General features: G+C 71.7%; 24 protein-coding genes. 10 read left to right on the top strand and 14 right to left on the bottom strand.

What is annotated here, in order from left to right; genetic code table 11:
* Window positions 1-317: 317 nt before the first annotated feature.
* The 7 genes from AB0H52_RS23675 to AB0H52_RS23645 form a co-directional block, all read right to left on the bottom strand.
* Complete coding sequence (locus AB0H52_RS23675) at window positions 318-2,423, bottom strand: TniB family NTP-binding protein (RefSeq protein WP_151490339.1); 2,106 nt, start codon at window positions 2,421-2,423, stop codon at window positions 318-320.
* Entirely contained in the window at window positions 2,420-4,420 is a 2,001-nt protein-coding gene (locus tag AB0H52_RS23670; RefSeq protein ID WP_151490338.1) for a Mu transposase C-terminal domain-containing protein, read from the bottom strand. Before AB0H52_RS23670 ends, AB0H52_RS23675 begins: the two co-directional genes overlap by 4 nt.
* Window positions 4,420-5,175 (bottom strand): TnsA-like heteromeric transposase endonuclease subunit, encoded by a 756-nt coding sequence (locus tag AB0H52_RS23665; RefSeq protein ID WP_357950033.1) that lies wholly within the window; start codon window positions 5,173-5,175, stop codon window positions 4,420-4,422. The genes AB0H52_RS23670 and AB0H52_RS23665 overlap by 1 nt, the downstream gene beginning before the upstream one ends.
* Window positions 5,172-5,714, bottom strand: coding sequence for a hypothetical protein (locus AB0H52_RS23660; protein ID WP_151490336.1), 543 nt, complete (start codon window positions 5,712-5,714; stop codon window positions 5,172-5,174). The genes AB0H52_RS23665 and AB0H52_RS23660 overlap by 4 nt, the downstream gene beginning before the upstream one ends.
* Window positions 5,711-6,001 carry a hypothetical protein gene (locus tag AB0H52_RS23655; protein ID WP_225854546.1) on the bottom strand — a complete coding sequence of 97 codons (291 nt, stop codon included), beginning with the start codon at window positions 5,999-6,001 and terminating at the stop codon, window positions 5,711-5,713. Before AB0H52_RS23655 ends, AB0H52_RS23660 begins: the two co-directional genes overlap by 4 nt.
* Window positions 6,002-6,193: 192 nt before the next feature.
* Window positions 6,194-6,502 carry a WGR domain-containing protein gene (locus AB0H52_RS23650; protein WP_225854545.1) on the bottom strand — a complete coding sequence of 103 codons (309 nt, stop codon included), beginning with the start codon at window positions 6,500-6,502 and terminating at the stop codon, window positions 6,194-6,196.
* A 148-nt stretch (window positions 6,503-6,650) separates the two neighbouring features.
* The gene (locus AB0H52_RS23645) at window positions 6,651-7,724 is read right to left on the bottom strand and encodes a hypothetical protein (RefSeq protein ID WP_357950029.1); all 1,074 of its coding nucleotides are present in this window, start codon (window positions 7,722-7,724) and stop codon (window positions 6,651-6,653) included.
* Between the two features lie 326 nt (window positions 7,725-8,050).
* Between AB0H52_RS23645 and AB0H52_RS23640 the strand changes: the two genes are divergently transcribed.
* Window positions 8,051-8,815: a cellulose binding domain-containing protein gene (locus AB0H52_RS23640; protein ID WP_357950026.1), complete on the top strand. Its 765-nt coding sequence runs from the start codon at window positions 8,051-8,053 to the stop codon at window positions 8,813-8,815.
* A gap of 55 nt (window positions 8,816-8,870) precedes the next feature.
* On the opposite strand, the gene AB0H52_RS23635 is transcribed toward AB0H52_RS23640, so the two are convergent.
* Together AB0H52_RS23635 and AB0H52_RS23630 are read right to left on the bottom strand one after the other, a co-directional pair.
* Window positions 8,871-9,668 (bottom strand): SAM-dependent methyltransferase, encoded by a 798-nt coding sequence (locus tag AB0H52_RS23635; protein ID WP_151491990.1) that lies wholly within the window; start codon window positions 9,666-9,668, stop codon window positions 8,871-8,873.
* A gap of 127 nt (window positions 9,669-9,795) precedes the next feature.
* Window positions 9,796-10,176: a hypothetical protein gene (locus tag AB0H52_RS23630; protein WP_151491991.1), complete on the bottom strand. Its 381-nt coding sequence runs from the start codon at window positions 10,174-10,176 to the stop codon at window positions 9,796-9,798.
* A gap of 93 nt (window positions 10,177-10,269) precedes the next feature.
* Between AB0H52_RS23630 and AB0H52_RS23625 the strand changes: the two genes are divergently transcribed.
* From AB0H52_RS23625 to AB0H52_RS23610, 4 genes are all read left to right on the top strand, one after another.
* A complete protein-coding gene (locus tag AB0H52_RS23625) occupies window positions 10,270-11,682 on the top strand; it encodes an FAD-dependent oxidoreductase (protein WP_151491992.1) in 1,413 nt (470 codons plus the stop codon).
* 174 nt (window positions 11,683-11,856) lie between these two features.
* Window positions 11,857-15,783, top strand: coding sequence for a ThuA domain-containing protein (locus AB0H52_RS23620; RefSeq protein WP_151491993.1), 3,927 nt, complete (start codon window positions 11,857-11,859; stop codon window positions 15,781-15,783).
* A gap of 104 nt (window positions 15,784-15,887) precedes the next feature.
* Window positions 15,888-16,235, top strand: a complete 348-nt coding sequence (locus tag AB0H52_RS23615) for a PadR family transcriptional regulator (RefSeq protein ID WP_151491994.1) — start codon at window positions 15,888-15,890, stop codon at window positions 16,233-16,235.
* The gene (locus AB0H52_RS23610; protein ID WP_357950020.1) at window positions 16,232-17,308 is read left to right on the top strand and encodes a hypothetical protein; all 1,077 of its coding nucleotides are present in this window, start codon (window positions 16,232-16,234) and stop codon (window positions 17,306-17,308) included. The genes AB0H52_RS23615 and AB0H52_RS23610 overlap by 4 nt, the downstream gene beginning before the upstream one ends.
* A gap of 12 nt (window positions 17,309-17,320) precedes the next feature.
* Here AB0H52_RS23610 and AB0H52_RS23605 read toward each other — a convergent pair whose 3' ends face one another.
* Entirely contained in the window at window positions 17,321-17,785 is a 465-nt protein-coding gene (locus AB0H52_RS23605; protein ID WP_151491996.1) for a septum formation initiator, read from the bottom strand.
* Between the two features lie 57 nt (window positions 17,786-17,842).
* Window positions 17,843-18,730, bottom strand: a complete 888-nt coding sequence (locus tag AB0H52_RS23600) for a helix-turn-helix transcriptional regulator (protein WP_357950017.1) — start codon at window positions 18,728-18,730, stop codon at window positions 17,843-17,845.
* Window positions 18,731-18,835: 105 nt separating this feature from the next.
* Here AB0H52_RS23600 and AB0H52_RS23595 point away from each other — a divergent pair, with 105 nt between their 5' ends.
* From AB0H52_RS23595 to AB0H52_RS23575, 5 genes are all read left to right on the top strand, one after another.
* Window positions 18,836-19,549 (top strand): SDR family NAD(P)-dependent oxidoreductase, encoded by a 714-nt coding sequence (locus AB0H52_RS23595; RefSeq protein ID WP_151491997.1) that lies wholly within the window; start codon window positions 18,836-18,838, stop codon window positions 19,547-19,549.
* Between the two features lie 10 nt (window positions 19,550-19,559).
* Complete coding sequence (locus AB0H52_RS23590; protein WP_357950014.1) at window positions 19,560-20,255, top strand: response regulator transcription factor; 696 nt, start codon at window positions 19,560-19,562, stop codon at window positions 20,253-20,255.
* Window positions 20,252-21,568: a HAMP domain-containing sensor histidine kinase gene (locus AB0H52_RS23585; protein WP_357950011.1), complete on the top strand. Its 1,317-nt coding sequence runs from the start codon at window positions 20,252-20,254 to the stop codon at window positions 21,566-21,568. Before AB0H52_RS23590 ends, AB0H52_RS23585 begins: the two co-directional genes overlap by 4 nt.
* Window positions 21,569-21,652: 84 nt before the next feature.
* Window positions 21,653-22,186 carry a PepSY domain-containing protein gene (locus AB0H52_RS23580; RefSeq protein ID WP_151492000.1) on the top strand — a complete coding sequence of 178 codons (534 nt, stop codon included), beginning with the start codon at window positions 21,653-21,655 and terminating at the stop codon, window positions 22,184-22,186.
* A 119-nt stretch (window positions 22,187-22,305) separates the two neighbouring features.
* A complete protein-coding gene (locus AB0H52_RS23575) occupies window positions 22,306-22,857 on the top strand; it encodes a DUF5872 domain-containing protein (RefSeq protein ID WP_151492001.1) in 552 nt (183 codons plus the stop codon).
* Window positions 22,858-22,860: 3 nt separating this feature from the next.
* On the opposite strand, the gene trxA is transcribed toward AB0H52_RS23575, so the two are convergent.
* From trxA to AB0H52_RS23560, 3 genes are all read right to left on the bottom strand, one after another.
* Window positions 22,861-23,208 carry a thioredoxin gene (gene trxA, locus AB0H52_RS23570; protein WP_357950006.1) on the bottom strand — a complete coding sequence of 116 codons (348 nt, stop codon included), beginning with the start codon at window positions 23,206-23,208 and terminating at the stop codon, window positions 22,861-22,863.
* Window positions 23,178-23,570: a MerR family transcriptional regulator gene (locus tag AB0H52_RS23565; protein ID WP_357950003.1), complete on the bottom strand. Its 393-nt coding sequence runs from the start codon at window positions 23,568-23,570 to the stop codon at window positions 23,178-23,180. The genes trxA and AB0H52_RS23565 overlap by 31 nt, the downstream gene beginning before the upstream one ends.
* A 162-nt stretch (window positions 23,571-23,732) precedes the next feature.
* On the bottom strand, window positions 23,733-24,062 hold a 330-nt coding region (locus tag AB0H52_RS23560; RefSeq protein ID WP_357950000.1), incomplete at its 5' end, for an HNH endonuclease signature motif containing protein.

Here is a 24,062-nt window from a genome sequence, read left to right as displayed (position 1 = left end):
TCGAGACTCGGGACAGCATCACCCAGTACGTGTTGAACGCCGTGCTTCCCGACGACGCCGAAGAGTCCGCAGAGGAACATCCTTGGTCGTGGTTGGCCGAGCTGGCTCGGGCCCGCGGCCTGGATGCAAGCGCAGGAGACCTACGAGGTCTTCCCTATCAGGTGGTCTTCACCGACACAGTGACCCGATGGCTCGCGCCTACCTGAGCTCCAGCGCCTAGACCTGATCACCCCGTAGTTCCCCGGTGCCGCGCTTGCGGGTTGTCGGTGTCCTCGGTGGCCAAGTCGTGAATGCCCGTCGCCGGCGGCGAGGGCCGGTTACCGCGGGATCGGCATTCCGACGCTGGTGCGTTCTTTGCCCAGTGCGAGTCGACCGGCGCTGATTTTGGGGCCGGTGCGAATTGGCCAGGGGGTCGGTGTGACTGCGGTGTCGAGGTAGTCCGACGGGGCCGCCCGGGGCCGCAGATACTCGGCCTTTGCGAGTTCGGTGAGGGTCGCGACGGAGGTGTTCCGGACTGCTTCGTCGCGGAATTTGCGGGTGGTCGCGCTGGCGGTGACGGTGGCCGAGAAGGTGGTCATGGGGACAGACCAGTCGCGGGCCAGCACTGCGGTGAGGTGGCGGTGATAGAGCATGGCCCGGCCGCCGCGGCGGGTGCGTGCGAACCAGGTGGCGCTGCGGGCGTTGCTGTCGCGGGCGCGATCGGTGACCTTCGGGCCGGTGCGCCCGCCGAAGGATCGGGCGGCGCGGTAGGTGCTGCGGGGCAGGCTGGGTGGCTGCCAGCAGTCTTGGTCGATCCAGCGGGCGATCGGGTCGTTCGTGATTTGGGGCCGGTAGCCCGGGTCGCCGAGCCGCCGCCGGATCTCTGCGGCGAACCGTAGTTGGCCGTCGGGTCCGCCGGCGGCGAGGCGCCGCCAGTGCAGCGACCCGACGAGCGCGGCGACCTTGACGGCTTCGGGGTAGGTCACGGCGAACAGCCGGGTGGTGCTGAAGGTGGTCTTCTCGGTGCCGTGCGGGATGAGGACATCGACGCGGTCGCGCCAGTCGAGGCGCGCGTCGAGGTCGTTGTCGTCGGCGGGGTTCTGGCTCCAGCGGTGGGCGCAGATGAGAAAGCCGGTGAGGACGGCGTCGAACGTGGCGGCCGGCCCGAAGCGGTGCAGCAGCCGCAGGTGAGCGCGTTGCGCGGCGACGATCTCGGGCAGGTCGTGCAGTGGCAGGCAGGGCTGGTCGACCAGGTCGGGCGGACCGATCCAGATCCGGTGGCGGGTGCAAACGTAGCGGTGGTGCGGGAGTAGCTGGAGGACGGTTCCGCCGGGGTGCCGTGCGGTGCAGCGTGGGCAGCCGCGTTGCGCTTCGTGGCGGTGGGCCAGCCAGTCCGGTTCGGGCTGGCGCAGCTCGATCACGGCGCGGACGAGCAGCGCGTGCGGCAGGCTGGTGACAGCGGCGAGCAGGTCCGCGGCGATGTATCGGGATTGGCTGTTGGTGACGCGGGGTCGGCTGACCTGGTGCCAGAGTTCGTCGAACGACATCCCGTGCAGGTTGGCGAGGCGGGTGATGTAGGAGGCGGCGGTCTCGTCGAGCGCGACCAGCGTGCCGCCGCGGTGCTCGCGCAGGCGCAGCATGCCCTCCAGGGTCGAGACCAGTGACCGCCAGGCGGCGCGCTGCTCGGCAGTGCCGTAGGCGAACGGGGTGGAGGCGATCAGGGTGAACCGGCCGGCGATCTGCCGGCCGCGGACCCCGGCGAACAGCCCCTGGGCTTCGACCTCGATCCCGGCGTAGACGAACGTGGCAGGGAGACGTTCGGCGAAGTATTTGAGCTGGTCAGGCACCTCGGCCCCGGAGCGGGTGGCGAGGTTGAGGTTGTGGATCTCGTCGACCAGGACCAGCTCGACGCCGGTGTGCGCGGCGGTGGCGCAGACGGCGTTGACGATGTCGGGCAGGTTGGTGCGCGGCGCGAACTCCAGGCCGAAGAACCGGGCGAACTCGACGGCAAGCATCCGGGCGGTGGCCGCGGGTGGGACGGTGGAGTAGAGGACCGGCAGGTGGTGTTTGCGCCCTGGGTGGCGCTTGCGGACGGCGCGTTCGTGGGTGCGGCCCAACTGGGTGAGCGCGGTGGTCTTGCCGGTGCCGGAGGCGCCGGACAGGACCAGCCCGCGCCGGGCGGAGATCTGATGCCGGTTGAGCTGGACCAGTAGCCGCCCGGTGGTGAGGACCTGCCGGATTGTCGGGGTGTTCACCAGCGGCAGCATGGCGTGGTAGTCGCGGCAGGCGTCGTCCTGCGCGGCCCGCTGCCGGGGCGTCAGCGACAGCCGCTGCGCGGTGCCGGCCGGGGCGAGCGGCTCGGGCTGGTAGTCCACGAACCGGTGCCAGCCCTCTTTGGTGGTGAGCGGGTCATCCGGGGTCAGGGCATCGGGGGCGGCGCTCATATCCACCTTTCGGCTTCGGCGTCGGCGTCGAAGACACCGAACGGGATGACCTCGGCGTCCGGCCGCTCGTCAACGACCGGCATGGGGCGCTGATCGGGTGCTGGCCGGCCGGGTGCGCTGCCGACCGCGCGGGTGCGGGCGACGGCCTTGGCGCTGGCCCGGTCCGGTCCGTGCTCGGCGCGGGTGAGCAGCTCGTCGAGCACCCGGGCGACCTCGGACTCGTTGCCGGCGTCGCGGCCCCGCTCGGCGGTGAGGCGGCGGGCGTGCCGCCAGGTGAAGTCAGCGAACGGCGCGGAGACCATCGGCAGGTGCGTCCAGGGAACCGTGATCCAGCCGTCCGGGGTGCGGACGAACACCTGGGAGACGTCGTAGGGGTCGTAGGGGACTTCCCAGAGGCCCCGGCGGGCGATCACGCCGGAGTGTTGCCGCCGCCAGGGGCCGAGCGCCGCGCAGTCGTAGGTGCGGTTGTCGACCCGGATGCCGTAGTCGTTGAGCTGACGCCACTCGACGGGCAGCAGTTCGAGGTAGTCGTCGCTGGCCAGGGTCAGCGGCAGGTAACCGGCCGCGGCGACGAGCGCGGCGTACTTCTCGTTCGGGGTGAGCATCCGGCGGGGCTGGTGCGGGTCGCGCAGCGCGTCGTGCGGGCGGTGCTGCCAGCCCACGATCAGCCACTCGTCGAGCAGGTCTTGCAGCTCACCGAGGGTCCAGGCGGCGGCGACGTCACGGCCGCGCAGGGTCGGGTTGCCGCCGGTGTAGCCGGCGACGTGCTGCGCGAACAGCGTCTTGATCGACTTGTGGGTGGCCTCGACGATGCCCTTGTCGGTCGGGGTGTCCTTGCGGGCGGGCTGGACGGAGATGCCGAGCCGGTTGCAGGCGCGGTCGAACGTCTCGGAGACGAAGACGCGGCCGTGGTCGATGACGACGGTGTCGGGAACGATGACCGGCCGGGCGGCGGCCTCGCGCATCCGGGCGTCGACGTCGAGCAGCCGAGCGTGCGGCAGCCGCGACGCGGACAGGCGCAGCGCATTGGCCCAACCCGGCCGCATCGGCTCGGGGACCAGCATCTTGGCCAGCAGCAGCGCGGCGTCGACGGCCTTGGTGCCGACCGGGCGCAGCACCGCGGCGCAGACGGTGCGGGTGGCGACGTCGACGGCGATGGTCATGTCCGCGCGGACCGGCAGCCCGTCGTCGAGCAGCACCATCACGTCGATCGGGGTCGAGTCGATCTGGACCTGCTCACCCGGGCGGGCGGCGAACGTCGGAGTGAACGCGCCCGTCGGCCGGTTCGCCGTCTGCCGGCGGGTGACCGCCGAGCCGAAGGTGTGCCTGCCAGCCGTGAGCCGCTCCACCAGGGCGTAGAACGCGGTGCGTCCAGGCAGGGGCACCACCCCGACTCCGTGAAGCTCCTCGACGCGTTTGGCGGCGCGGTGGATCAGCCGCGACCGGGTGCCGGTCGAGGCGTCCGTCTGCTCGGTAATGACTTCCCGCAGCACCTCGACCAGCCGGGCGTCGGCCCGGCCTGTGCCTTGATATGCCCGTGCCGCGCGCAGGTCGACCAGACCCCAGAGGCCCTGTGCGGCGTAGCGGGCGCGCCTGCCCTGAACCGTCCGGATGCTGACGCCCAGCTCGGCGGCCTTCACCGCGTCCCGTTCGTTCACCGTGGTGCGGGCCGGGTCATAGCCGGTTCTCGCCGCCGCCGCGCCGGGCCGCAGCCCGGTCTCCACCTCAACGACGTGCTGCTCCCACTGCTTGGCGTCGCCCAGCGCGTCGGTGGGCAGCGCGTCGAGCAGCCCGAATGGCTCGACCGTCGGTGCTGGACCGGCGTTGACCACGGAGAAGTCGGGCGCGGCCATGAGGTGCCCGGCGAGGACCACCTGCTCGGCGCCGGCTGTTGAGCGCAGCCGGACCGTGGCACCGGCCAACCCGACGACCTGGTGCTCGCCGCCGTCGAAGTGCACCCAGTCGCCCGGGCGCAGCACCGGCCTGGCCGGTGCCATCAGGACACCACCGCGCGGACCACGGTGCCCGGGTGCAGCGGCGTCGACAGGTCCGCGTCGAGGTCATGGCGCCAGAGCAGGTGAAACAGCACCGGCAGCACCGCGAGCGGGTGGCCGACGGCTTCCGCCCCGGCCATGAGCGGCGCCGGCGCGGCGAATGCCCGGCGCAGCGCCGCCGCGACCGGCTCGACCTGGTGGCGTGGATGCCGATAGCCGGCCAGCCAGCGGACGTTCGCGCTGCGGATCGCGTCGGTGGCATCGACCAGCCGGTAGTCCCAGCCGACCAGGACGCAAGCGGTCCGGGTGGCGTCGAACGCCGCCGCGTCCTTCGGTTTGATCCGATCGGTGGGGCGGCAGTCGACCACCACGGCGCTGCCGTCACCACGGCGGGCGAAGTAGTCCGGGGCATGCGAGCGTGTCTTGCCCTGCGGCGTGGTCCAGAACAACCAGAACGGCTGCGACGAGACCGCGACGACGCTCGGGTCGAAGTCGAGCAGCATCAGGTGGTCGCGTTCCAACCACGACTCGAACCCGACATGCCCGCCGGTCGTGGCCGACCACCACCGGCCCGAGTGGTGCTTCTGGCCCTTGTAGGACGCGAACCGGCGCACCGGCCGGCACCGCTCGAACGGCACCGCCCAGGCGCCGGTGAGCAGCAGCCGCCGCTCGACGCCGTCCTCGGTGATGAAGCCAACCTCGAACCCGTCACCGGCCAGGCCGGTAACGCCTCCCGGTAGCGCCCGCAGCGCCGTCACGCCGTGCCCTGCGCGCTGGTAGCGCCGAGCTGGAACAGTCCGAGACGCCGCTCCAGGTCCCGAGCCAGCCGCTGACAGCGGCGGTAGTCGTTGCGGGGCCAGACGGTGGCCCCGTCCTGCCGCACCAGCGTGGCCACGATGTGAACGTGATCGGCGCCGTGGCGCACCGCCACCCACCGGGCGGCAGCGTCATCGGCCGGCTGTGCCAACCCGACCTCGGCGGTGAACTCGGCGGCGATCGCGCCCCACTGCTGGTCAGACAGGATCGGATCCGCCGGGTGGGTGTGCACCGAGCAGTGCCAGACCGGCCTGCGAGGCGGGTTGATCGCGGCAGCCACAGGCTGGTCGAGCAGGCGGGCCAGCCGGATCACCGAGAAACCCTGCGCCGACCTGGCCAGTTCGTGGACCCCGCCGACCACGGCCCTCGCCCAAGCGCCAACGAGCCGTGGGTTGTCGTGCTCGCCCCGCTCACCCGGTCCGAACAGGTAGCGCAGCAGGTCCAGCGGGCGTGCGCTGCGGTGACGGATTCGGCAGATCACGACGACCTGAGCAGCGCGTGCACGCGGTCGACCGCCTCGTCCAGGCGCTGCACCGCGGCGGCGCACAGGCCCGCGTCGAGCACCGTCGTAGCGCCGACCAGGGCGCTGCGGACGGCAAACAGCTCACGCTGCACCGTCGCCAGCTCGAAGCGCGATCCAGGTCCGCAAGCACCGGTCGCCGCGCGAGCCGCCGCGATCGTGACCTCCCCGGCGTACCCGGTCGGCGTCAACCGAGCCTCCCCAGCAGCCGCCTTCACCTGGGCGAACTCCTCCTCCGACAGCCGCACGTAGACCCTGTGTGGCCGTCCGGGAGAGACATGCTGGCGATGACGGGCGGGCATACTCTGTCGCCGTGCGGGAAGATCGACAGTCACACCAAGATTGTGCACGCCCCTCGATGCCTGCCTCTGCCCGGCCACCCCGAACCGCAACGAGCACTCGCAAGGTCATGCGAACACCTCGCAAGACCGCTCGCAAAGTCACCCGGACACTCGCAAGGTTCGCGCGGACCGGACACGGGTGCTGACGATCTGCCGCCGGGAGACGCTGCGCTTCTGGCGGACGCCGGGGACCGCCGGAGCGTACCCCTTGCGGACCTTCTCGCCGATCTTCTTCGCCGCCGCCGCGCGGTCCCGGGCATTGTCCGGGAAGGCGCTCGCCTTGACCTGCCCCTGGTCGCCGATCCGGCCGTAGCGCACGGTCAGCGTGGTGTCGTCGACGACGACCTCGTAGAACTTGTGCGCACCGTCCACTTCGGACAGTTGGAGGTAGGTCGTCTCCTGGGACATGGTGGCCTCCGAGGGGGTCAGCTACCGGCCCGACATGGCCGGCGCGGCGACAGTGACCACACGGTAACCGCCACCACCGACAAGATCCGTCGCCGTGGACGGTGCCGCGCGCGGCCGGCTCCCCAGGTCGGCCGCGCGCACCGGTCGATCAGTCGACGACCGGCGGTGCCGTCCTCGCGGCCTCGGCGAGCGCCGCCGCAGCCCCCGCGTACGGGTTGTAGCTGTAGGTACGGGCCAGGCCGGCCGGCGTGGTGAAGTACTCGGCGGACAGCTTCGCCGGGTCACTGGCCAGCTCGCCACGTGCCGGCACGTCGTTGCCGTCGTCCCAGCCCCACGGCGCGTTGGCCGAGTTCGTCGAGCAACTCCAGGTGCCGACGCCGCAGTCGCCGGAGGTGTCACCGGCGAACGTGCCGAGCCCGGCGAACAGGCTCGAGTTGGCGCGCTGCGCCCACAGGCCGTCGGCGGCGAAGATGTCGATCAGCTGGTACCGGACGTCCCGGTCGTTGCCGTCGCTCGGGGTCTCGGCGACCGTCGACGGGTAGTACACGAGGCCGTCGCCGTTGATGGCGTACTGCGGATAGGCCTTGAGGCCGTGGCCCTGTGCCTCCTGCGCGGTCACCGGGTGCCCGAACGTGTCGTGCGGCGACGACTGGAACTGCAGCGTGCCGTCGACGCTCTCGCGGCCGCTGGTCCACGTGCTGCCGGCCGGCGTGTACGAGAAGAAGTCGCTGTGCGCGACGGTGACCGCCGCGCGCAGGACTCCGTCCGCGGAGCCGTCACGCTCGATTGCGAACAGGACGCCCTCGCCGTCGTTCTCGTGCTCGGTCTCGAAGAACGGGTGGTCGGTCCAGTCCCGAGGGTGGAAGAACAGGTACGTGATGTACCAGTGGGTGCTGGTCTCGACGACGGAGTAGTAGGCGTGCGCGGCGAGCGACGTCCCGCTCTGCCCGGTCCGCTCCCAGTTGTTGCGACCGTTCAGGTCGCCGTCGAAGTCGACCTTGGTGATGTAGTCGGACTGGCCGCCGAGCGCGTGTGAGCCGGTGGCGTCGACGTCCTGGTAGTGGATGGGTGCCCAGCGCAGGGCGAGTTCCGCCCGGCTGACGGCCGCGGCGGCGGGCGTCGGCACCGCGAGTTGGGTGGCCGCCAGCACGGCCGCGGCACCCGCCGCGGTCAGTGCCCTCGCCACCCGGGATCGCCGGATCGTGCTGCTTCTGTCGAGCATGGTGTGCTCCCGCGTCCGAGTTGATGAATCTCGATGGATCATTCTCGGCCCGGGTACCCGCCGCGTGTCCGTCCGGCGACGGGAAAACGGACGATGTTCGACAGGATCGCGACAGCCTTGTATCGACGCTCGTCGAATGCCATGCTGTGGTTCGGTCGTGCTCGGGAGCCAGCGCGCACCACATCTTCTCCGGTCCACGGGGCACACGAGGTGGCCATGCCGCCCGTGTCGGGCAATCCTCGTCGGCGACCGGACACCCGGGCGCGGCACCGCCCACACCCTCGGTCACCGGTGCCCGGCAACCACCGGAGGTACCGATGCTTCGCATGATCCTCGCTGTCACGACCATGGCGGTGGCCGCCTGGACTCCGGCGGGCAGCGCCGCCCAGGCGACACCGACGCCGTCGGTCACGCAGACGCAGACCCCGACCCCGACACCGCCGCAGACCCCGACCCCGACCCCGACCCCGACCCTGACCTGCCCACCGGCGTTGCCGATCACCGGCAGCGTCACCGGAGCCACCAGGACCAGCCTGACCATCTCGTACTCGATCTTCTTCCGGCCGCCCTGCGGCTACGACCCGCCGATCGTCGTCACCCTCTTCGCGGGCCGCGAGGACGCCACGAAGTGGCTGAATCCGGTGGCCCAGGCGGTCTCCGGCCCGGAGCGGAACGGGGCCGTCACCATCGGTGGGCTGACGCCCGACACGGAGTACTGGTACCGGTTCAGCGACACCGAGGGCCACCGGGATCCGTACGTCGTCGGTGGCCCGGCCCGTACGCTCGCCCCGTCGGCCTGCCGCGCGACGGCCACCATCGACGCCCGCTGGGGCACCGGCTTCGTCGCCACGGCCACCGTCCACAACACCGGGACGGAGCCGATCGACTCGTGGCGGGTCTCCTGGCGGTGGTCCGGGGACGAGCGCGTCCAGACGGTCTGGGGCGGCGTGGTCGAGACGACCGGACCCGATGTCACCGTGCGTAACGCCTCATACAACGGGACGGTGGCGCCCGGCGCCACGACGACGTTCGGCCTGCTCGTGTCGACCAGCGTGGTGCCCGACGGGATGACGCTCACCTGCGGCCGGTGAACGACGACGCCCCGCTCCCGCCAGCACGGCGTGCGCGGGGCGTCATCGGCGTCGGTCAGGGCTTGCGGGCCACCGCGCCGTACGCGTCGATGCCCTTCGCGTCGGCGTCCTCCGGGCGCCACAGCGGGATCGGCACCAGGCCGGGCTCGACCATCGTCAACCCCGAGAAGCAACTGGCGAGATCCTCCGGGCTACGCAGGATGTACGGGACACCGCCGTTCTCGGCCAGCCGGTCGGCGCCGGAGACGACCTCCGGACTGGTGTTGGTGCCGTCCCACAGCACCAGGTGACTGCCGGAGGCGGTCGCGTCCATCGTCCGGGAGACGATCGACCGCACCACGTCCAGGTCCGGTTCGTAGCCCATCACGCCCATGTACATCACGGCGATCGGCTGGTCGAAGTCGAGAGTCTGCGCCGCCTCGGCGAGGATCTTCTCCGGGTCGTGGTAGTCGGCGGGCACGTAGGTGGTGACACCCTCCGACGTCGCACTGGACAGCAGCGCCCGGGCGTGCACGAGGACCATCGGGTCGTTGTCGACGTAGACGATCCGCGCGTCGGGCGTGATCGCCTGCGCGACCGCGTGCGTGTTCTGCATGGTCGGCAGGCCGGTGCCGATGTCCAGGAACTGCCGGATGCCCGCCTCGGCGGCCAGGTAGCGGACGGCCCGCACCAGGAACACCCGGGACTGCTGCGCCATGACGACGATCTCCGGGTAGACCTCGGCCACGGCGTCGCCGGCCGCCCGGTCGGACTGGAAGTTGTCCTTGCCGCCCATCCAGTAGTTCCAGATCCGCGCCGCGTGCGGCACGTCGGGCTGAAGCTTCGCGGCGAGTTCGGCATCCGGGCCGGCCATGCCAGGCTCCTATCGAGGGGTTCGACGGACTACGTACACCAGAGCGGGATCGTACCCCCGTGCCGTCCACTGTCGATTCTCGGCGTCGGGCGGCGTCGCCTTCGGTGCCCGTGCCGGCAGTTGGCGGCTATTCGCGCGTCAGACCCGGCGGGAGGGCGTCCTCGTCGGGGTCGACCGGCCGGGCGTTGACCAGCGGGTTGCGGTGCAGGGCGGCGATGAGGTCGGCGGGGCCGCCGAGGTCGGTCCAGGTGTCGTCCCAGAGGGCCGAGACGAGCCAGCGGCGATCCGCGGGAAAGAGCAGGTCGGGGTGCCGGGCGAGTTCGTCGACCAGCGCCCGCTCGTGTGCCTCGTACCCGACGCCGTCGGGTGGGTGGCAGGTCGCGTACGCGTCGAACACCGGCGGGACGGCGGTGGTGATCGAGACGCCGTGTGTCGTCCGGTCGGCGAGCCAGGCGACGTCGACGGCCGTGCCGATCCGCCAGCTCCACCCATCCCTGGTGACCTCCATGGCCACCCATCGTAGGTTCGGACGCTGACGACGGACGTCAAACTGGCTACGGTCGGGGTGCCACGGTTTCCGACCCCCTTCAGGAGTGACCGTATGCCGCTCTCGCCGTCCCGGACCTTCTCCCAGCTCACGACGGCCGAGCGGCCGGCACGGACCAGCGTGGTGATGCGGCGCGCGGTGGTGCTCGGCGGCAGCATCGCCGGCCTGATGGCCGCCCGGGTGTTGAGCGACCATGCCGAGGAGGTGCTGATCGTCGAGCGGGATCCGTCCGACGTCGACGGCGGGCCTCGGCCGGGCGTGCCCCAGGGCAGTCAGGTGCACGCCCTGCTGCCCGCCGGTCAGGTGCAGTTGGAGCGCTGGTTTCCCGGCTTCGCCGACGAGGCGCTCGCGCTCGGCGCGCCGTTGCCACCCAGTGACGGGGCGACCCGGGCGAAGATCTACGTGAACGGCGAGCTGGGCCTGCCGCCGGCGCCGTCCGGCGCCGGACCGGCGCTGATCACCACGCGTCCGTTCCTGGAGGCGCTGGTGCGGCGGCGGACCCTCGCCGTCGACAACATCACCATGGTGTACGGGCGTGCCGACGGCCTGGTCCTCGATGGCGGTCGCGTCACCGGCGCCCGGTACGTGCCCGAGGGCGGCACCGAGCCGGTCGTCGAGTCGGCCGACCTGGTGGTCGACGCGATGGGCCGGTCCAGTCGGCTGAGCGACTGGTTGGCCGACGGCGGCTGGCCCCGGCCGCCGATGCAGCGGATGCCGATCAAACTGAACTACGCGACGGCGCTGTTCTCCCACGACGAGACGGTCAGCGACGCCTGGGTGGCGGTCTACCACACCATGGCCGGCAAGGGCCGGACCGCACGCATCGGCGGGATCAACTCGGTCGAGGGAGACCGTTGGATCATGCTGGTCGCCGGCTACGACGCGGACCGGCCCAGCCGTGACGTGGCCGATTTCGTGACCCGCTGCCGGCAGCACTATCCGGAGATGTTCGGCGACATCGCCGAGCGGGGGGAGATGCTCGGCGGCGTGGTCACGTACCACCAGGCGGACAGCCGACGCCGTGACTTCCACAAACTCGACCGGATGCCCGCCGGGCTGGTCGCGGCCGGCGACGCGGTCGCGTCCTTCAACCCGGTGTACGGCCAGGGCATGACCTCCGCGACGCTGCACGCCTCCTGCCTGTCGGCGTACCTGCGCTCGGGGCCGAACCTGGACGAGCCGGCACGGGCGTACTTCGAGCAGGTCCGGGTGATCGTCGACGCCGCCTGGCGGATCTCCACCTCGGCCGACATCGAACTCCCGCACGTCGACGGGCCGTACCCGCCGGGCTACCGGGTCACCAAGTGGTTCGGTGATCTGCTCTTCCGGACGTCGCTGACCGATCCGGTGCTCAACGACCGGCTGGGCCGGGTCACCACCATGCTGGAGCATCCGGCGACCCTGAGCCGCCCCGGCACCCTGCTGCGCGCGCTCCGCCTCGGCCTGCTCCGCTCCCGGAAAGCGTAATTCGATCTCGTCTGTGTCGGTCGCCTCTGACCTGCGGAGATAACGCTCTCACGGATAGTGGGAGAACGCTTGACGCGCCCGTGATCCAGACGTAACGATGCATTCACATGTCTCGTCACCACCGCCTGGCGTGATCGGCGCACGCCGTCCCCCCGCACCGCGAAAGGACCTACCGTGCGCAGATCCCTGAGATCGTGGCTCGGTGCTGTGCTGAGCGCGATCCTCGTGATGGGTGGCGTCGTCGCCGCGCCACCCACGGCCAGCGCCGCACCGTTCACCGTGCTGGTGTTCAGCAAGACCGCCGGATTCCGGCACGGATCGATCACCCCCGGCATCACCGCCATCCAGCAGCTCGGCGCCGACAACGGCTTCACCGTCGAGACCACCGAGGACGCGGCCCAGTTCACCGACGCCAACCTGGACCGGTTCGCCGCGGTGATCTGGCTGTCCACCACCGGTGACGTGCTCAACGCCGCCCAACAGGCCGCGTTCGAGCGCTACATCACCGGCGGCGGCGGGTACGTGGGCGTGCACGCCGCCTCCGACACCGAGTACGACTGGCCCTGGTACGGCGGTCTCGTCGGGGCGTACTTCGCCTCGCACCCGGCCGAGCAGACCGCCACCGTCAAGGTCGCCGACCAGGTGCACCCGTCCACCAGGGCGCTGCCGCAGCGGTGGAGCCGCTTCGACGAGCTGTACAACTATCGGACCAACCCCCGGGGCAACGTGCACGTGCTGGCCACCCTGGACGAGGGCACCTACACCGGCGGCAGCATGGGAGCAGACCACCCCATCTCCTGGTGCCAGAACTACTCCGGCGGCCGGGCCTGGTACACGGGCCTCGGCCACACCGACGCGTCGTACACCGAAGCGGCCTTCCGGCAGCACCTGCTCGGCGGCATCATGACCGCGGCCGGCGCGGTCGACGCGGACTGCGGCCCCACCGTCACGAGCAACTTCCAGCAGGTGGAGCTGGCCAAGGGCGCGGCCGAGACCGGCGAGCCGATGAGCCTCACCGTCCTGCCCGACCGGGGCGTGCTGCACACCTCGCGCAACGGCGTGATCCGACACACCGACGCCGCCGGCAACACCAAGGTCGCCGCCACCCTGGCCGTCTACACCGGCGACGAGGAGGGCTTGCAGGGCATCAAGGCCGACCCGAACTTCGCCACCAACCGCTGGGTGTACGCCTACTACGCGCCACCACTGAGCACCCCCGGCGGTGGTGCGCCCGCCGAGGGCACCCCGGCCCAGTTCGCCGTGTGGGACGGCGTCAACCGGCTGTCCCGGTTCACCGTGAACGCGGACAACACCATCAACCTGGCCAGCGAGACGCTGATCCTGAACGTGCCGACGAGCCGGGGCATGTGCTGCCACGTCGGCGGTGACATGGACTTCGACGCGGCCGGAAACCTGTACCTGTCTACCGGTGACGACACCAACCCGTTCGACTCGGCCGGGTTCACCCCGATCGACGAGCGGGCCGGGCGCAACCCGGCGTTCGACGCCCAGCGCACCGCAGCGAACAGCAACGACCTGCGCGGCAAGGTGCTCCGGATCAAGCCGAGCGCGGCGGGCGGTTACACGATCCCGGCCGGCAACATGTTCGCGCCGGGCACCGCGCGGACCCGCCCGGAGATCTACGCGATGGGGTTCCGCAACCCGTTCCGGATGAGCGTGGACAAGGCCACCGGCGTCGTCTACCTCGGTGACTACGGCCCCGACGCGGGCACCGCCGACCCGAACCGGGGTCCGGCGGGCAACGTGGAGTTCGCCCGGATCGACCGGCCCGGCTTCTACGGCTGGCCGTACTGCACGGCCCGCAACGACGCCTACAACGACTACACGTTCCCGTCCGGGCCGTCCGGGGCGAAGTTCAACTGCGCCGGTGGGCCGGTGAACAACTCGCCCAACAACACCGGCATCACCCAGCTGCCGCCGGCCATCCCGGCGTGGCTTCCGTACGGCGGGTCCGGCTCGCCGCCGGAGTTCACCGGCGGCGGCCTGTCCCCGATGGGCGGGCCGGTCTACCGGTACGACCCGAACAACACGTCCGCCGTGGCGTTCCCGGAGTACTACGACGGCACCTACTTCGCCGGCGAGTTCGGTCGCCGCTGGATCAAGAACATTAAGCTCGACGCGTCCGGCCAACCACTGAAGATCAACCCGTTCCCGTGGACCGGCACCCAGGTCATGGACATGGAGTTCGGCCCGGACGGCGCCCTCTACGTGCTCGACTACGGCACCGGCTGGTTCAACGGCGACGCCAACTCGGCCCTGTACCGCATCGAGTACGCCCGGGAGGGCAGAGCACCCGTCGCGAAGGTGTCGGCCACCCCGACCAGTGGCACCGCACCGCTGACCGTGGCGTTCTCCTCGGCCGGCACCCTCGACCCGGACGGTGACCCGTTCACCTACGCCTGGGACTTCGACAACAACGGCACCACCGACTCGACCGCGCCGAACCCGAGCTTCACGTACACCACCAACGGGACCCGCAGCCCGACGTTGACCGTCCGGGACACCACCGGAAAGACGGCCACCGCGAGTGTGGTCGTCACGGTCGGCAACAGCGCCCCGGTGGTCACCGTGAACACCCCGTTGAACGGGCAGACCTTCGCCTTCGGGGACGCGGTGCCGTTCAGCGTCACGGTCACCGACGCCCAGGACGGTGCGATCAACTGCGCCCGGGTGAAGGTCAACTACGTCCTCGGGCACGACTCGCACGGCCACCAGCTCGGCAGCGTGCAGGGCTGTACGGGGGTCATCCAGACCTCGGCCGACGGAGAGCACGACACCGCGGCGAACATCTTCGGCATCATCGACGCCGAGTACACCGACCTGGGCGGGGGCGGTCAGCCGGCGCTGACCACGCACACCCAGGCGGTGCTGCAACCGCGGGTACGCCAGGCCGAGCACTTCGGTGACTCGTCCGGCGTCCAGATCGTCGCCGGGGCGGCCGGGCACGGTGGGGCGGCGGTCGGCTACATCGACAACAACGACTGGATCTCGTTCCGCCCGTACAACCTGACCGGCGTCCAGTCGTTCAGCGCTCGCGTCGGCGCACCGGCCGGCGGCGGCGGCACGCTCGAACTGCGGGTCGACTCGCCCACCGGGCCGCTGGTCGGCTCGGCCACCGTGGTGCCCACCGGCGGGTACGCCACCTTCGCCACGGTCACCGGCGGGGTCACCGCCCCGACCGGCACCCGGACGCTGTTCCTCGTCTTCAAGGGCGCCGGCCCGTGGTTCGACATCGACGAGTTCACCCTCTCCGGCAGCCCCGGCGGCCCGGGGCCGGATCCCAACCCGCCGGGCGCGAACCTGGCCCAGGGCAAGCCCGCCCGGTCGTCCAGCTTCGAGGGTGCCTTCGTCGCGGCCAACGCGTTCGACGGGGCGTTGGGCACCCGTTGGGGCAGCTCCTTCGGCGACCCGCAGTGGATCGACGTGGACCTGGGCGCCACGTACGCCATCAATCGGGTGAAGTTGACCTGGGAGGCGGCGTACGGCAGCGGGTACCAGATCCAGACCTCCACGGACGGGGTCACCTTCACCACGGTGCGGACGGTGACCGGCGGCGACGGCGGCGTGGACGACCTGACCGGCCTGACCGGCTCCGGCCGGTACGTCCGGCTGCTCGGCACCACCCGGGGCACCGCGTGGGGCTACTCGCTGTTCGAGTTCGAGGTGTACGGCGGCACCGGCAGCCCGACCGGCGGCAATTTGCTGCTCAACAAACCCACCTCGACGTCGAGCAACGAGGGGGCCGACGTGAGTGGGGCGCAGGCGGTCGACGGCAGCCTCACCACCCGCTGGTCGAGCACCTTCTCCGACCCGCAGTGGATTCGCGTCGACCTCGGCAGCCCGACCGCGATCGGCCGGGTCAAGCTGAGCTGGGAGGCGGCGTACAGCAGCGCGTACCAGATCCAGACCTCGAATGACGGCACCACCTGGACCACCGTGAAGACGGTGACCGGCGCCGACGGCGGCGTGGACGAGCACACCGGGCTCGGCGCCAACGGCCGGTACCTGCGGATCTACGGCACCGCCCGGGGCACCGGCTACGGTCACTCGCTCTGGGAGGTCGAGGCGTACGCCAGCTGAACCATCACCGCTGACGTGGCCGGCACGGCTCCCGTGCCGGCCACATCCGTCGCTCCACCCTCGTCGTCCTTGCATATACCGTCTACCGGTATATGCTCACTGGCATGGCTGAGGCTCCACTGCGGGAACCGACGTTCCTGGTGCTCACCGCGCTCGCGGACGCGCCCATGCACGGGTACGCCGTCATCGAGGACGTGCTGCGCATCTCCGACGGCCGGGTGCGCCTGCGCGCCGGCACCCTCTACGCCGTCCTCGATCGGCTCCGCGCCGACGGTCTCATCGAGGTCGAGCGCGAAGAGGTGGTGCAGTCTCGACTGCGCCGCTACTACCGCCTCACCGCGCTGGGCGCGCGGCGTCTGGCCGACGAGGCATCCCGCCTGCGACACAACGCGGACGCCGCTCGCGGGCGGCTGCGTCGCAACGGCCTGATCACCGACGGAGGTGCGGCGTGAGCAGCGACGATCTGGAGCGCCGCTACCGGCGGCTGCTGTCCGTCTACCCGTGGGAACACCGTCGGGTGTACGAGGACGAGATGCTGGCGGTGCTCATCGCCGGCGCGCGGCCGGGCCAGCGGCGACCCGCCGCCGCCGACGTGCGGAACCTGGTCGGCGCCGGCTTGCGGGCGCGGCTACGGGTGGGCGCACGGGGGTTCACCGAGCCGAGCTGGGCGGACGCGGCGACGGTGACCGGCCTACTGGTCGGAGTCGTCCTGCTGGCCCTCGCCGGGAAAGCGCTGCTCGACCAGCTCATCCGCAGCCCGAGCCTGCCAACGGGGTATGGGCCGGGCGGCCCGGATCTGGTCGACTGGCTGCGGGTCGTCGGCTGGGCCGGTGTCTGCGTTGCCGCATTGGCCGGATGGCGCTGGGCGGCCACCGGTCTGGCCTGGGTCGGCGTGCTCGGCTGGGCTGCCCTGATCGCTCCGCGGACGAGTGACAACCCGACGTACGTGGTGGACACGCTGCCGCAGTTCGCCCTCGCCGTGGTGGCGGCCGCCGCGCTCACCGTGCCGGCGCCGCGCCGCCGGGCGATCGCACTGCTGGGCGTACGCCGCCTGCTGGCGCTGGTGCTCGCGCCGACCGCGATGGTCGCGCTCCTGGTGACGAACCGGGTGACCAGTCCCACGTTCGACTTCGTCGGTGAAGTGTCCTACAAGGTCTTCTACGGCATCGAGGCCAGCAGCGGGCTGGTGGTCTGGCTCTACATCGCCGGCCTGGCGGCCGCCGCGCTGGCCATGCTGGTCGCGGTGGCCACGCTCACTCCGGACGTACGCCGGCGGATCGTCGTCATGCTCCTGCCGGTGGTCGCGCTCGCCATGGTGATCGACAGCGCCCTCGCCGGTTGGGTCACCTCGACCATGAACATGGGACACGCCATCCCGCTGGTGCCGGCGCAGTGGGCGATGCTGGTGCTCGTCGCGCCGGTGACCTTCCTGGCCGGGGTGCTGATCGTGCGACGTCGCGAGGAGACCCTGCGCATGGTCGCCCTGGGCCGCGACGCCGACCGCGAGCAGCCGGCGGGCAAGTAGGCGACGGCGACGTCAGTCGTCGGCGACGGCCACCGGTTCCGCACCGATGCAGCGCACCTTCAGCTCGTGCTCGCCGGCCGTCCCCTCGAAGGTGACCTCGACGTCGTCGTCCGGGCCACGGTCCACGTCGCGGACCCGGTAGCCCTGCGCGGGCGCCCAGGAGACGAGGCGTACCCCGGCGGCGGCGCACTCGGCCACGGCCGTGCCGCCGCCGGTGGCGAACACCCGGCGGACCCCGGCGCTGGCGCTCGGCGCGGCGGTCGTCGTGGACGGCCCGGCCGAGGCGGTGCCCGTGGTGCCGGTCGGCACCGGCTCCGGCGAGGCGAGTGCCCGCTCGATCTCGGCCGCACCGCGCACCCCGCCCGGGGTGCCGGTGATGCTCTCGCCCACCAGCCGGATCGCGCCCAGCCCGATCAGGGTGGCCACGGCGGCGGTGGCCACCCAGCCGGTGGCGATGAGGATCGAACGACGGCCCATCACCTGACTATCCCCGATCCACGGTTGTCGCCGGCACATCCGGACCCTAAGGCTGGGTTAACGGCGGGCCCCGTCGCCGGCGGTCGCAGACCCGGTCGGGTCGTGGACGCCCGCCACGGTGGCGAGGCGGATCTTGGATTCGTCGTCGGTGCCCGGGGCCGCGGTGAGGATCACGATCTTCAGTTCGGCGTCGCCGTCGGTCAGGACGTCGCAGTCGACCCGGACCGCTCCGACCACCGGATGTTCGATGATCTTGCAGTCCTCCCGATGGGCGGTGACGGCTCCGGCCGCCCACAGCTCGGCGAACTGCTCGTTGCCCTCGGTGAGGTCACGGATGAGCTTCGCCAGGCGGCGGTCACGGGGAAACCGGCCGGTGGCCCGCCGGAGGTCGGAGACGACGGCGGCGCTGGTGGCGTCGGCGTCCAGGGAAATCACGGGCCAGCGCGACATCCCCGGCCCGTCGGAGTTCACCGGGAAGGTGTCGCGGGCGAAGTTGCGACGAACCGGCGGGGACGCCGACGGGTCGCCCAGCGGCGCCGCCCAACCCGGGTTCCACCAGATCACCTGCCAGTCCGCGGCGAACACGGCGACGGCGGCGTCACCGAGGCGGCTGACCACCCGCTGCACGCCCGGCGGGATGTGATCGGAGATCTGGTCGTCCGTCGGTGTGGCCAGGTTGGCCAGCCGGAACAGATGGTCACGCTCGGCGGACGTCAACTGGAGGGCACGAGCGAGCGCGGAGGTCACCTGCGCCGACGGTGTGGTCGCCCGCCCCTGTTCCAGGCGCACGATGTAGTCGACCGATACGCCGGCCAGCTCGGCCAGCTCCTCCCGCCTCAGCCCGGCGGCTCGGCGCCCATGGCCCGCGGGCAGCCCGGTGGCAGCCGGCGACAGGCGGTCGCGCCAGGCACGGATCGTCGCTCCCAGTCCCGCAGCCTGCGTCATCACGCCCCCGATTGTTTCGCACCCCACCGGGACGAGGGTGGTATTGCTTGTCCTACCGTCGCGACGTCCCTGGCAGGTGCCTTGGCGGCGACGAACGATGGGGGCATGACGATCACCTTCATCACCGGAGCCAACAAGGGGCTCGGTCGCGAGACCGCCCGCCGCCTCATCGAGCTGGGCCACACCGTCATTGTCGGTGCTCGTGACCCTGAGCTGGGCGCCGAGGCGGCGAACACGCTCGGAGCCCGGTTCGTGCAGATCGACGTCACCGACGACGACTCCGTCGCCGCTGCTGCCGCCGACGTCGAGAAGCACGAGGGCCGCGTCGACCTCTTGATCAACAACGCGGGCACCCACGGTCCGTTCGGTGACCCGAGCGAGCTGACCGGCGACGACCTGCTCGCCGTCCTGGACGTCAACCTCGTCGGCGTGGTGCGCACGACAACCGCGTTCCTGCCGCTGCTGCGCCGTTTCCCCGACCCCACGATCATCAACGTGAGCAGCGCGATGGGCTCGCTGGCGGCCACCCACGACCCGTCGCGCGCCGAGTCGCGTGTCATCGCCCCCGTCTACACGTCCTCCAAGGCGGCGCTCACGATGCTGACCACCCAGTACGCCAAGGCGCTGACGGACGTCCGCATCAACGCCGCCGACCCCGGCTACACCGCCACGGACCTCAACGGACACAGCGGGCCGCAGACCGTCACCGAGGGCACCGACGCCATCGTCGCCCTCGCCACCGAAGGCCCCGGACACGGCTCCGGCCGCTTCGTCGACCGCCACGGCGAGATCGCGTGGTCCCAGGCGGTGACCGGCTAGCCTGCCACCTGTGGCCCGCCTGCTGCTCATCGAGGACGACCTGACGATCCGTACGCCGCTGATCCGGGCGTTGCGGGAACGCGGGCACGCGGTGGCCGCCGCCTCGACCGCGATGACGGGGCTCCGCGACGCGCTGGAGGACCGGCCCGACCTCGTCGTACTCGACCTGGGTCTGCCCGACCTGGACGGACGCGAGCTGCTGCGGATGCTGCGCGCGGTCAGCGCGGTGCCGGTCATCGTGGCCACCGCCCGCGACGACGAGGCCGAAATCGTCCGGGTGCTCGACGCGGGTGCCGACGACTACGTGGTCAAGCCGTTCACCGCGGCACAGCTCGACGCCCGCGTACGGGCGGTGCTGCGGCGCGGCCCCTCCGGCGCGGACTCGTCCGACCCGGCGCTCGTCGTCGGCGGGCTGCGGATCGACCCCCGGGCGCGACAGGTCACCCTGGACGGGGTGGCGGTCGAGCTGACGCCCCGGGAGTTCGACCTGCTGCACCACCTCGCCGGCCGCCCCGGCCAGGTGGTCACCAAACGTGAGCTGCTCACCGAGGTGTGGCAGATCCCGTACGGAGGTGCCGACAAGACCGTCGACGTGCACCTGTCCTGGTTGCGTCGCAAGTTGGGCGAGAGCGCCCAGCAACCCCGCTACCTGCACACCGTGCGCGGTGTGGGGGTACGCCTCGACGCGCCGGCGGCGCAGCCGTGAGGGCGCGACTCGCGCTGCTGGTCGCCGCGGTCAGCGTGCTCACCCTCATCGCGTTCCTGGTGCCGTTGGCGTTGCTCGTCCGTACCGTCGCCGAGGACCGGGCGACCGTCCGGGCCACCGCCGACGCGCAGAGCCTCGTGCCGGTGGTCGGGACCGCCGACGCGGCGACGATCCGACTCACCGTGGAGCAGCTCGCCGCAGAGTCCGGTCGACCGGTCAGCGTCTTCCTGCCCGACGGCACGGTGCTCGGCGCCCCGGCACCGCGTACGCCGGCGGTGGCCCTGGCGGCGCGCGGGCAGAGCCTCACCGGCGAGTCGGCGGCCGGACGGGAGGTGGTCATCGCCGTGCAGGGGCGGGCGGACGGCACCGGCGTGATCCGCACGGTGGTGCCGCGGCACGAGCTGACCGCCGGGGTGACCCGGGCCTGGCTGGTGCTGGCCCTGCTCGGCGTGCTCCTGGTGCTGATCGGGCTGGCCGTGGCCGACCGGCTGGCCCGCACCCTGGTGCGTCCGATCAGCGAACTCTCCGCCGTGTCGCACCGGCTGGCGAACGCCGAACTGGACGCCCGCGTCACCCCGGCCGGCCCGGCCGAGCTGCGGGAGGTGGCCGGCGCGTTGAATCACCTGGCCGGTCGCATCCAGGTGCTCCTCGTGCAGGAGCGTGAGCAGGTCGCCGACCTGTCGCACCGCTTGCGGACACCGTTGACGGCGCTGCGGCTGGAGGCGGAGTCGCTGCGCGACCCGGACGACGCGGCCCGCATCACCGCTGCCGCCGACGGGCTCGAACGCGCCGTCACCGGACTGATCCGCCAGGCCCGGTGGCGTCACTCGCCGACGGTGGCACCGGCCGCCTCGGACGCGGCGGCGATCGTCGCCGACCGGGTCGCGTTCTGCTCGGTGCTGGCCGAGGACACCGGCCGGGCCGTCACGCTCGACCTCGCTGCCGGTCCGCTTCCCGTCGGTGTGCCCGCCGACGACCTGACCGCGGCCGTGGACGCTCTGCTCGGCAACGTCTTCGCGCACACGCCCGACGGGACGCCGTTCGCCGTCCGGCTGGCCCGGGACGCGGGCGAGGTGCTGCTCACGGTCGCCGACGAGGGGCCGGGGATGCCGGACGGGGCGGTCCGGCGAGGTGCCAGCGCGGCCGGGTCGACCGGTCTCGGCCTGGACATCGCCCGGCGTGCCGCCCAGGCGGGCGGCGGTCGGCTGGAGCTGCGTACCGGGCCGGAGGGCGGTGCGCAGGTGCTGCTCCGGCTCGGGCCCGTGCGTCCGAGCGGACCGGCGGTGGCACCACGGGTACCGGGAGCGGCTTAACTCGCCCTTAGGGTCCGGACAGCGCGCCGCTATCCCGTTCCGACCGATCCTCGACATCACAACCGAGGAAAGGTGGACACCACGATGAAGCGCAGCTCTCTGCTCTTGGCGTCGGTCGGCGGGGCGACGGTGCTGGCGGTGGCCGGCGTCGCCGTCGGCGTGAACGCCGCCGACGGTTCACGGGCCGGCGACACGGCGCTCGCCGCCGCCACCGTGGCCCCGACGGCCACGGACGCGCCGGACGACGGCGCCACCACGCCCACCCCGCCCGGCACCGCGTCGTCGAGCGCCACTCCGTCCGGTGCCACTCCGTCGGGCGCCACCCCGTCGACGAGCAGCGCGCCGGCGAGCGGGGCGGTCGACCAGCAGCGCGCCGGCGAGATCGCGCTCGCCAGGGCCGGTGGCGGGCAGATCGTCGAGGTCGAGGCCGAGCAGGAACACGGCCGACCGGTCTGGAGCGTCGAGATCGTCGCCGGGAACACCGAGCACGAGGTGGACGTGGACCGGGACAACGGCACGGTCGTCAAGGCCGAGCAGGAGTCGGTCGACGACGACGGTGACGGCTCCAACGACGACGGCTCCGACGACGATGACGACAAGTCCGGTGACGACGACTGACCCCGTCCCTGCCGCCGGTCGCCTCGGTCTCACCCTGGCGGCCGGCGGCGTCGTCTCGCCGCACGGCGATTCGAGCGCCCGGCAGGCATATGTGCAGTTGCCCCGGGTAGCTGCCATCCATGGCGCGGTACACGAAACCCGAACTCCGGGAACAGCTCAAGGAAGAGATCAAGGCATCCGACAAGGGTGGCCGGGTGGGGCAGTGGTCGGCGCGCAAGTCGCAGTTGCTCACTCAGGAGTACAAGAAGCGCGGTGGCGGATTCCTGGGCGAAAAGGACGAGCGGCAGAAGTCCCTCCAGCGGTGGGGCAACGAGAAGTGGCAGACGAAAGAGGGCGACACGCGTGCCCGCGAGGGTGGTACGACGAGCCGCTACCTGCCCAAGCGGGCCTGGGACGAGCTGTCGGACAACCAGAAACGCGCGACCGACACCAAGAAGCGCGAGGCGTCCCGGTCCGGCAAGCAGTACGTCGCCAACACCGGCCCGGCCAAGCGGGCGCGCCGGGACGCCACGACGGCTGGACGGATGTCGGAGATGTCGGTCGCCGAGGCGGCGAAGCTTGTCCGTGGCCTGGACACCCGTGAGCTGCGGACCGCTCTGCGCCAGGAACGCGCCGGCAAGGACCGCAAGACGCTGGTCCAGCGGCTCCAGGCGGAACTCGACCGGCGCTGACCCTCAGAGACCGGCGTGCAGGCTCAGGCTCTGCCGCAGGTGGATCTTCGGCCGGGAGCCGACCACGGAGCCGACGACCTCGCCCTGACGGAACACCAGCAGGGTCGGCAGGGACATGACCTGGTAGCGGCGGGTGGCCTGCGGGTTGTCGTCGGAGTTGAGCTTGGCGATGACCATCCGGTCGCCGAACTCCCGTGCCAGCTCGACGAGGCTCTTCTCGATCAATTTGCAGGGCGGGCACCACTCGGCCCAGAAGTCGACCACGACCGGTCGTTCGCTGGCCAGCACCAGCTCGCTGAACGTGTCGTCGGTGACGGTGATCAGCGAGCCGACGGTCGTTTCCTGGGGCATGTTTCCTCCCGGTGTGCGATGGCCTGGGTGAGCTGGGTGTGGAGCTGCTGACGTACCGCGCCGAGCCGTTCGAGGTAGGCGTCGACCTCGGCGAGCTTGCGGCGTAGCACCAGCACCGAGTCCGGGCAGACGCCGCCGGACGTGTTGCCGGCCCGCAGGCAGGCCACGAACGGGCGGACGTCGTCGAGGCCGAACCCGACGTCGAGCAGAGCCCGGATCTCGCGGACGACCCGCAGCTCCGCCTCCTCGTAGACGCGGTAACCGTTCGCGGAGCGCTGCGCCCGCACCAGACCGTGCGCCTCGTAGTAGCGCAGGGTTCGCGTGCTCGTGCCGGCCCGTTCAGCCAACTCGCCGATCCGCATCCGACCTCCTCGACCAGCCCGTCACGACCACGCTAAACGTTGCCGCCAGCGTCAAGGCAAGCTGCGCGACGGGCTCCCGGCGTGGTGCTGTCGAACGCGGCCAGGAGAGGAACCGCGCAGCTGGCACGCCGTGCGGCAGGCGCATGGATCCGACGGCGGTGCTCACGTGCGTCGGTGGTAGTGGTTGCGGCGGGGGATGTGCTTCGGGTCGAGCCAGGTGGGTGGGACGAATTCGGGGTGGCCGTCGCCGGCGATGTGGACGGTCCAGTCGCTGTGGTGGATGTGTCGGTGGTGGTGGCCGCAGAGGAGGACGGCGTTGTTGAGGGTGGTGTGGCCGCCGTCGGTCCAGTGGTGGATGTGGTGGGCGTGGCACCAGCGGGGTGGTCGGTCGCAGCCGGGGAAGGCACAGCCGCCGTCGCGTAGCACCAGGGCGCGTCGGAGTGGGCCGGTGATGAGACGCCGTTGTCGGCCCACGTCGAGGACCTGGCCGGC

Source organism: Micromonospora sp. NPDC050695 (genome assembly GCF_040654415.1).
GTDB lineage: Bacteria > Actinomycetota > Actinomycetes > Mycobacteriales > Micromonosporaceae > Micromonospora.
This window is presented reverse-complemented; position numbering and strand designations above follow the sequence as displayed.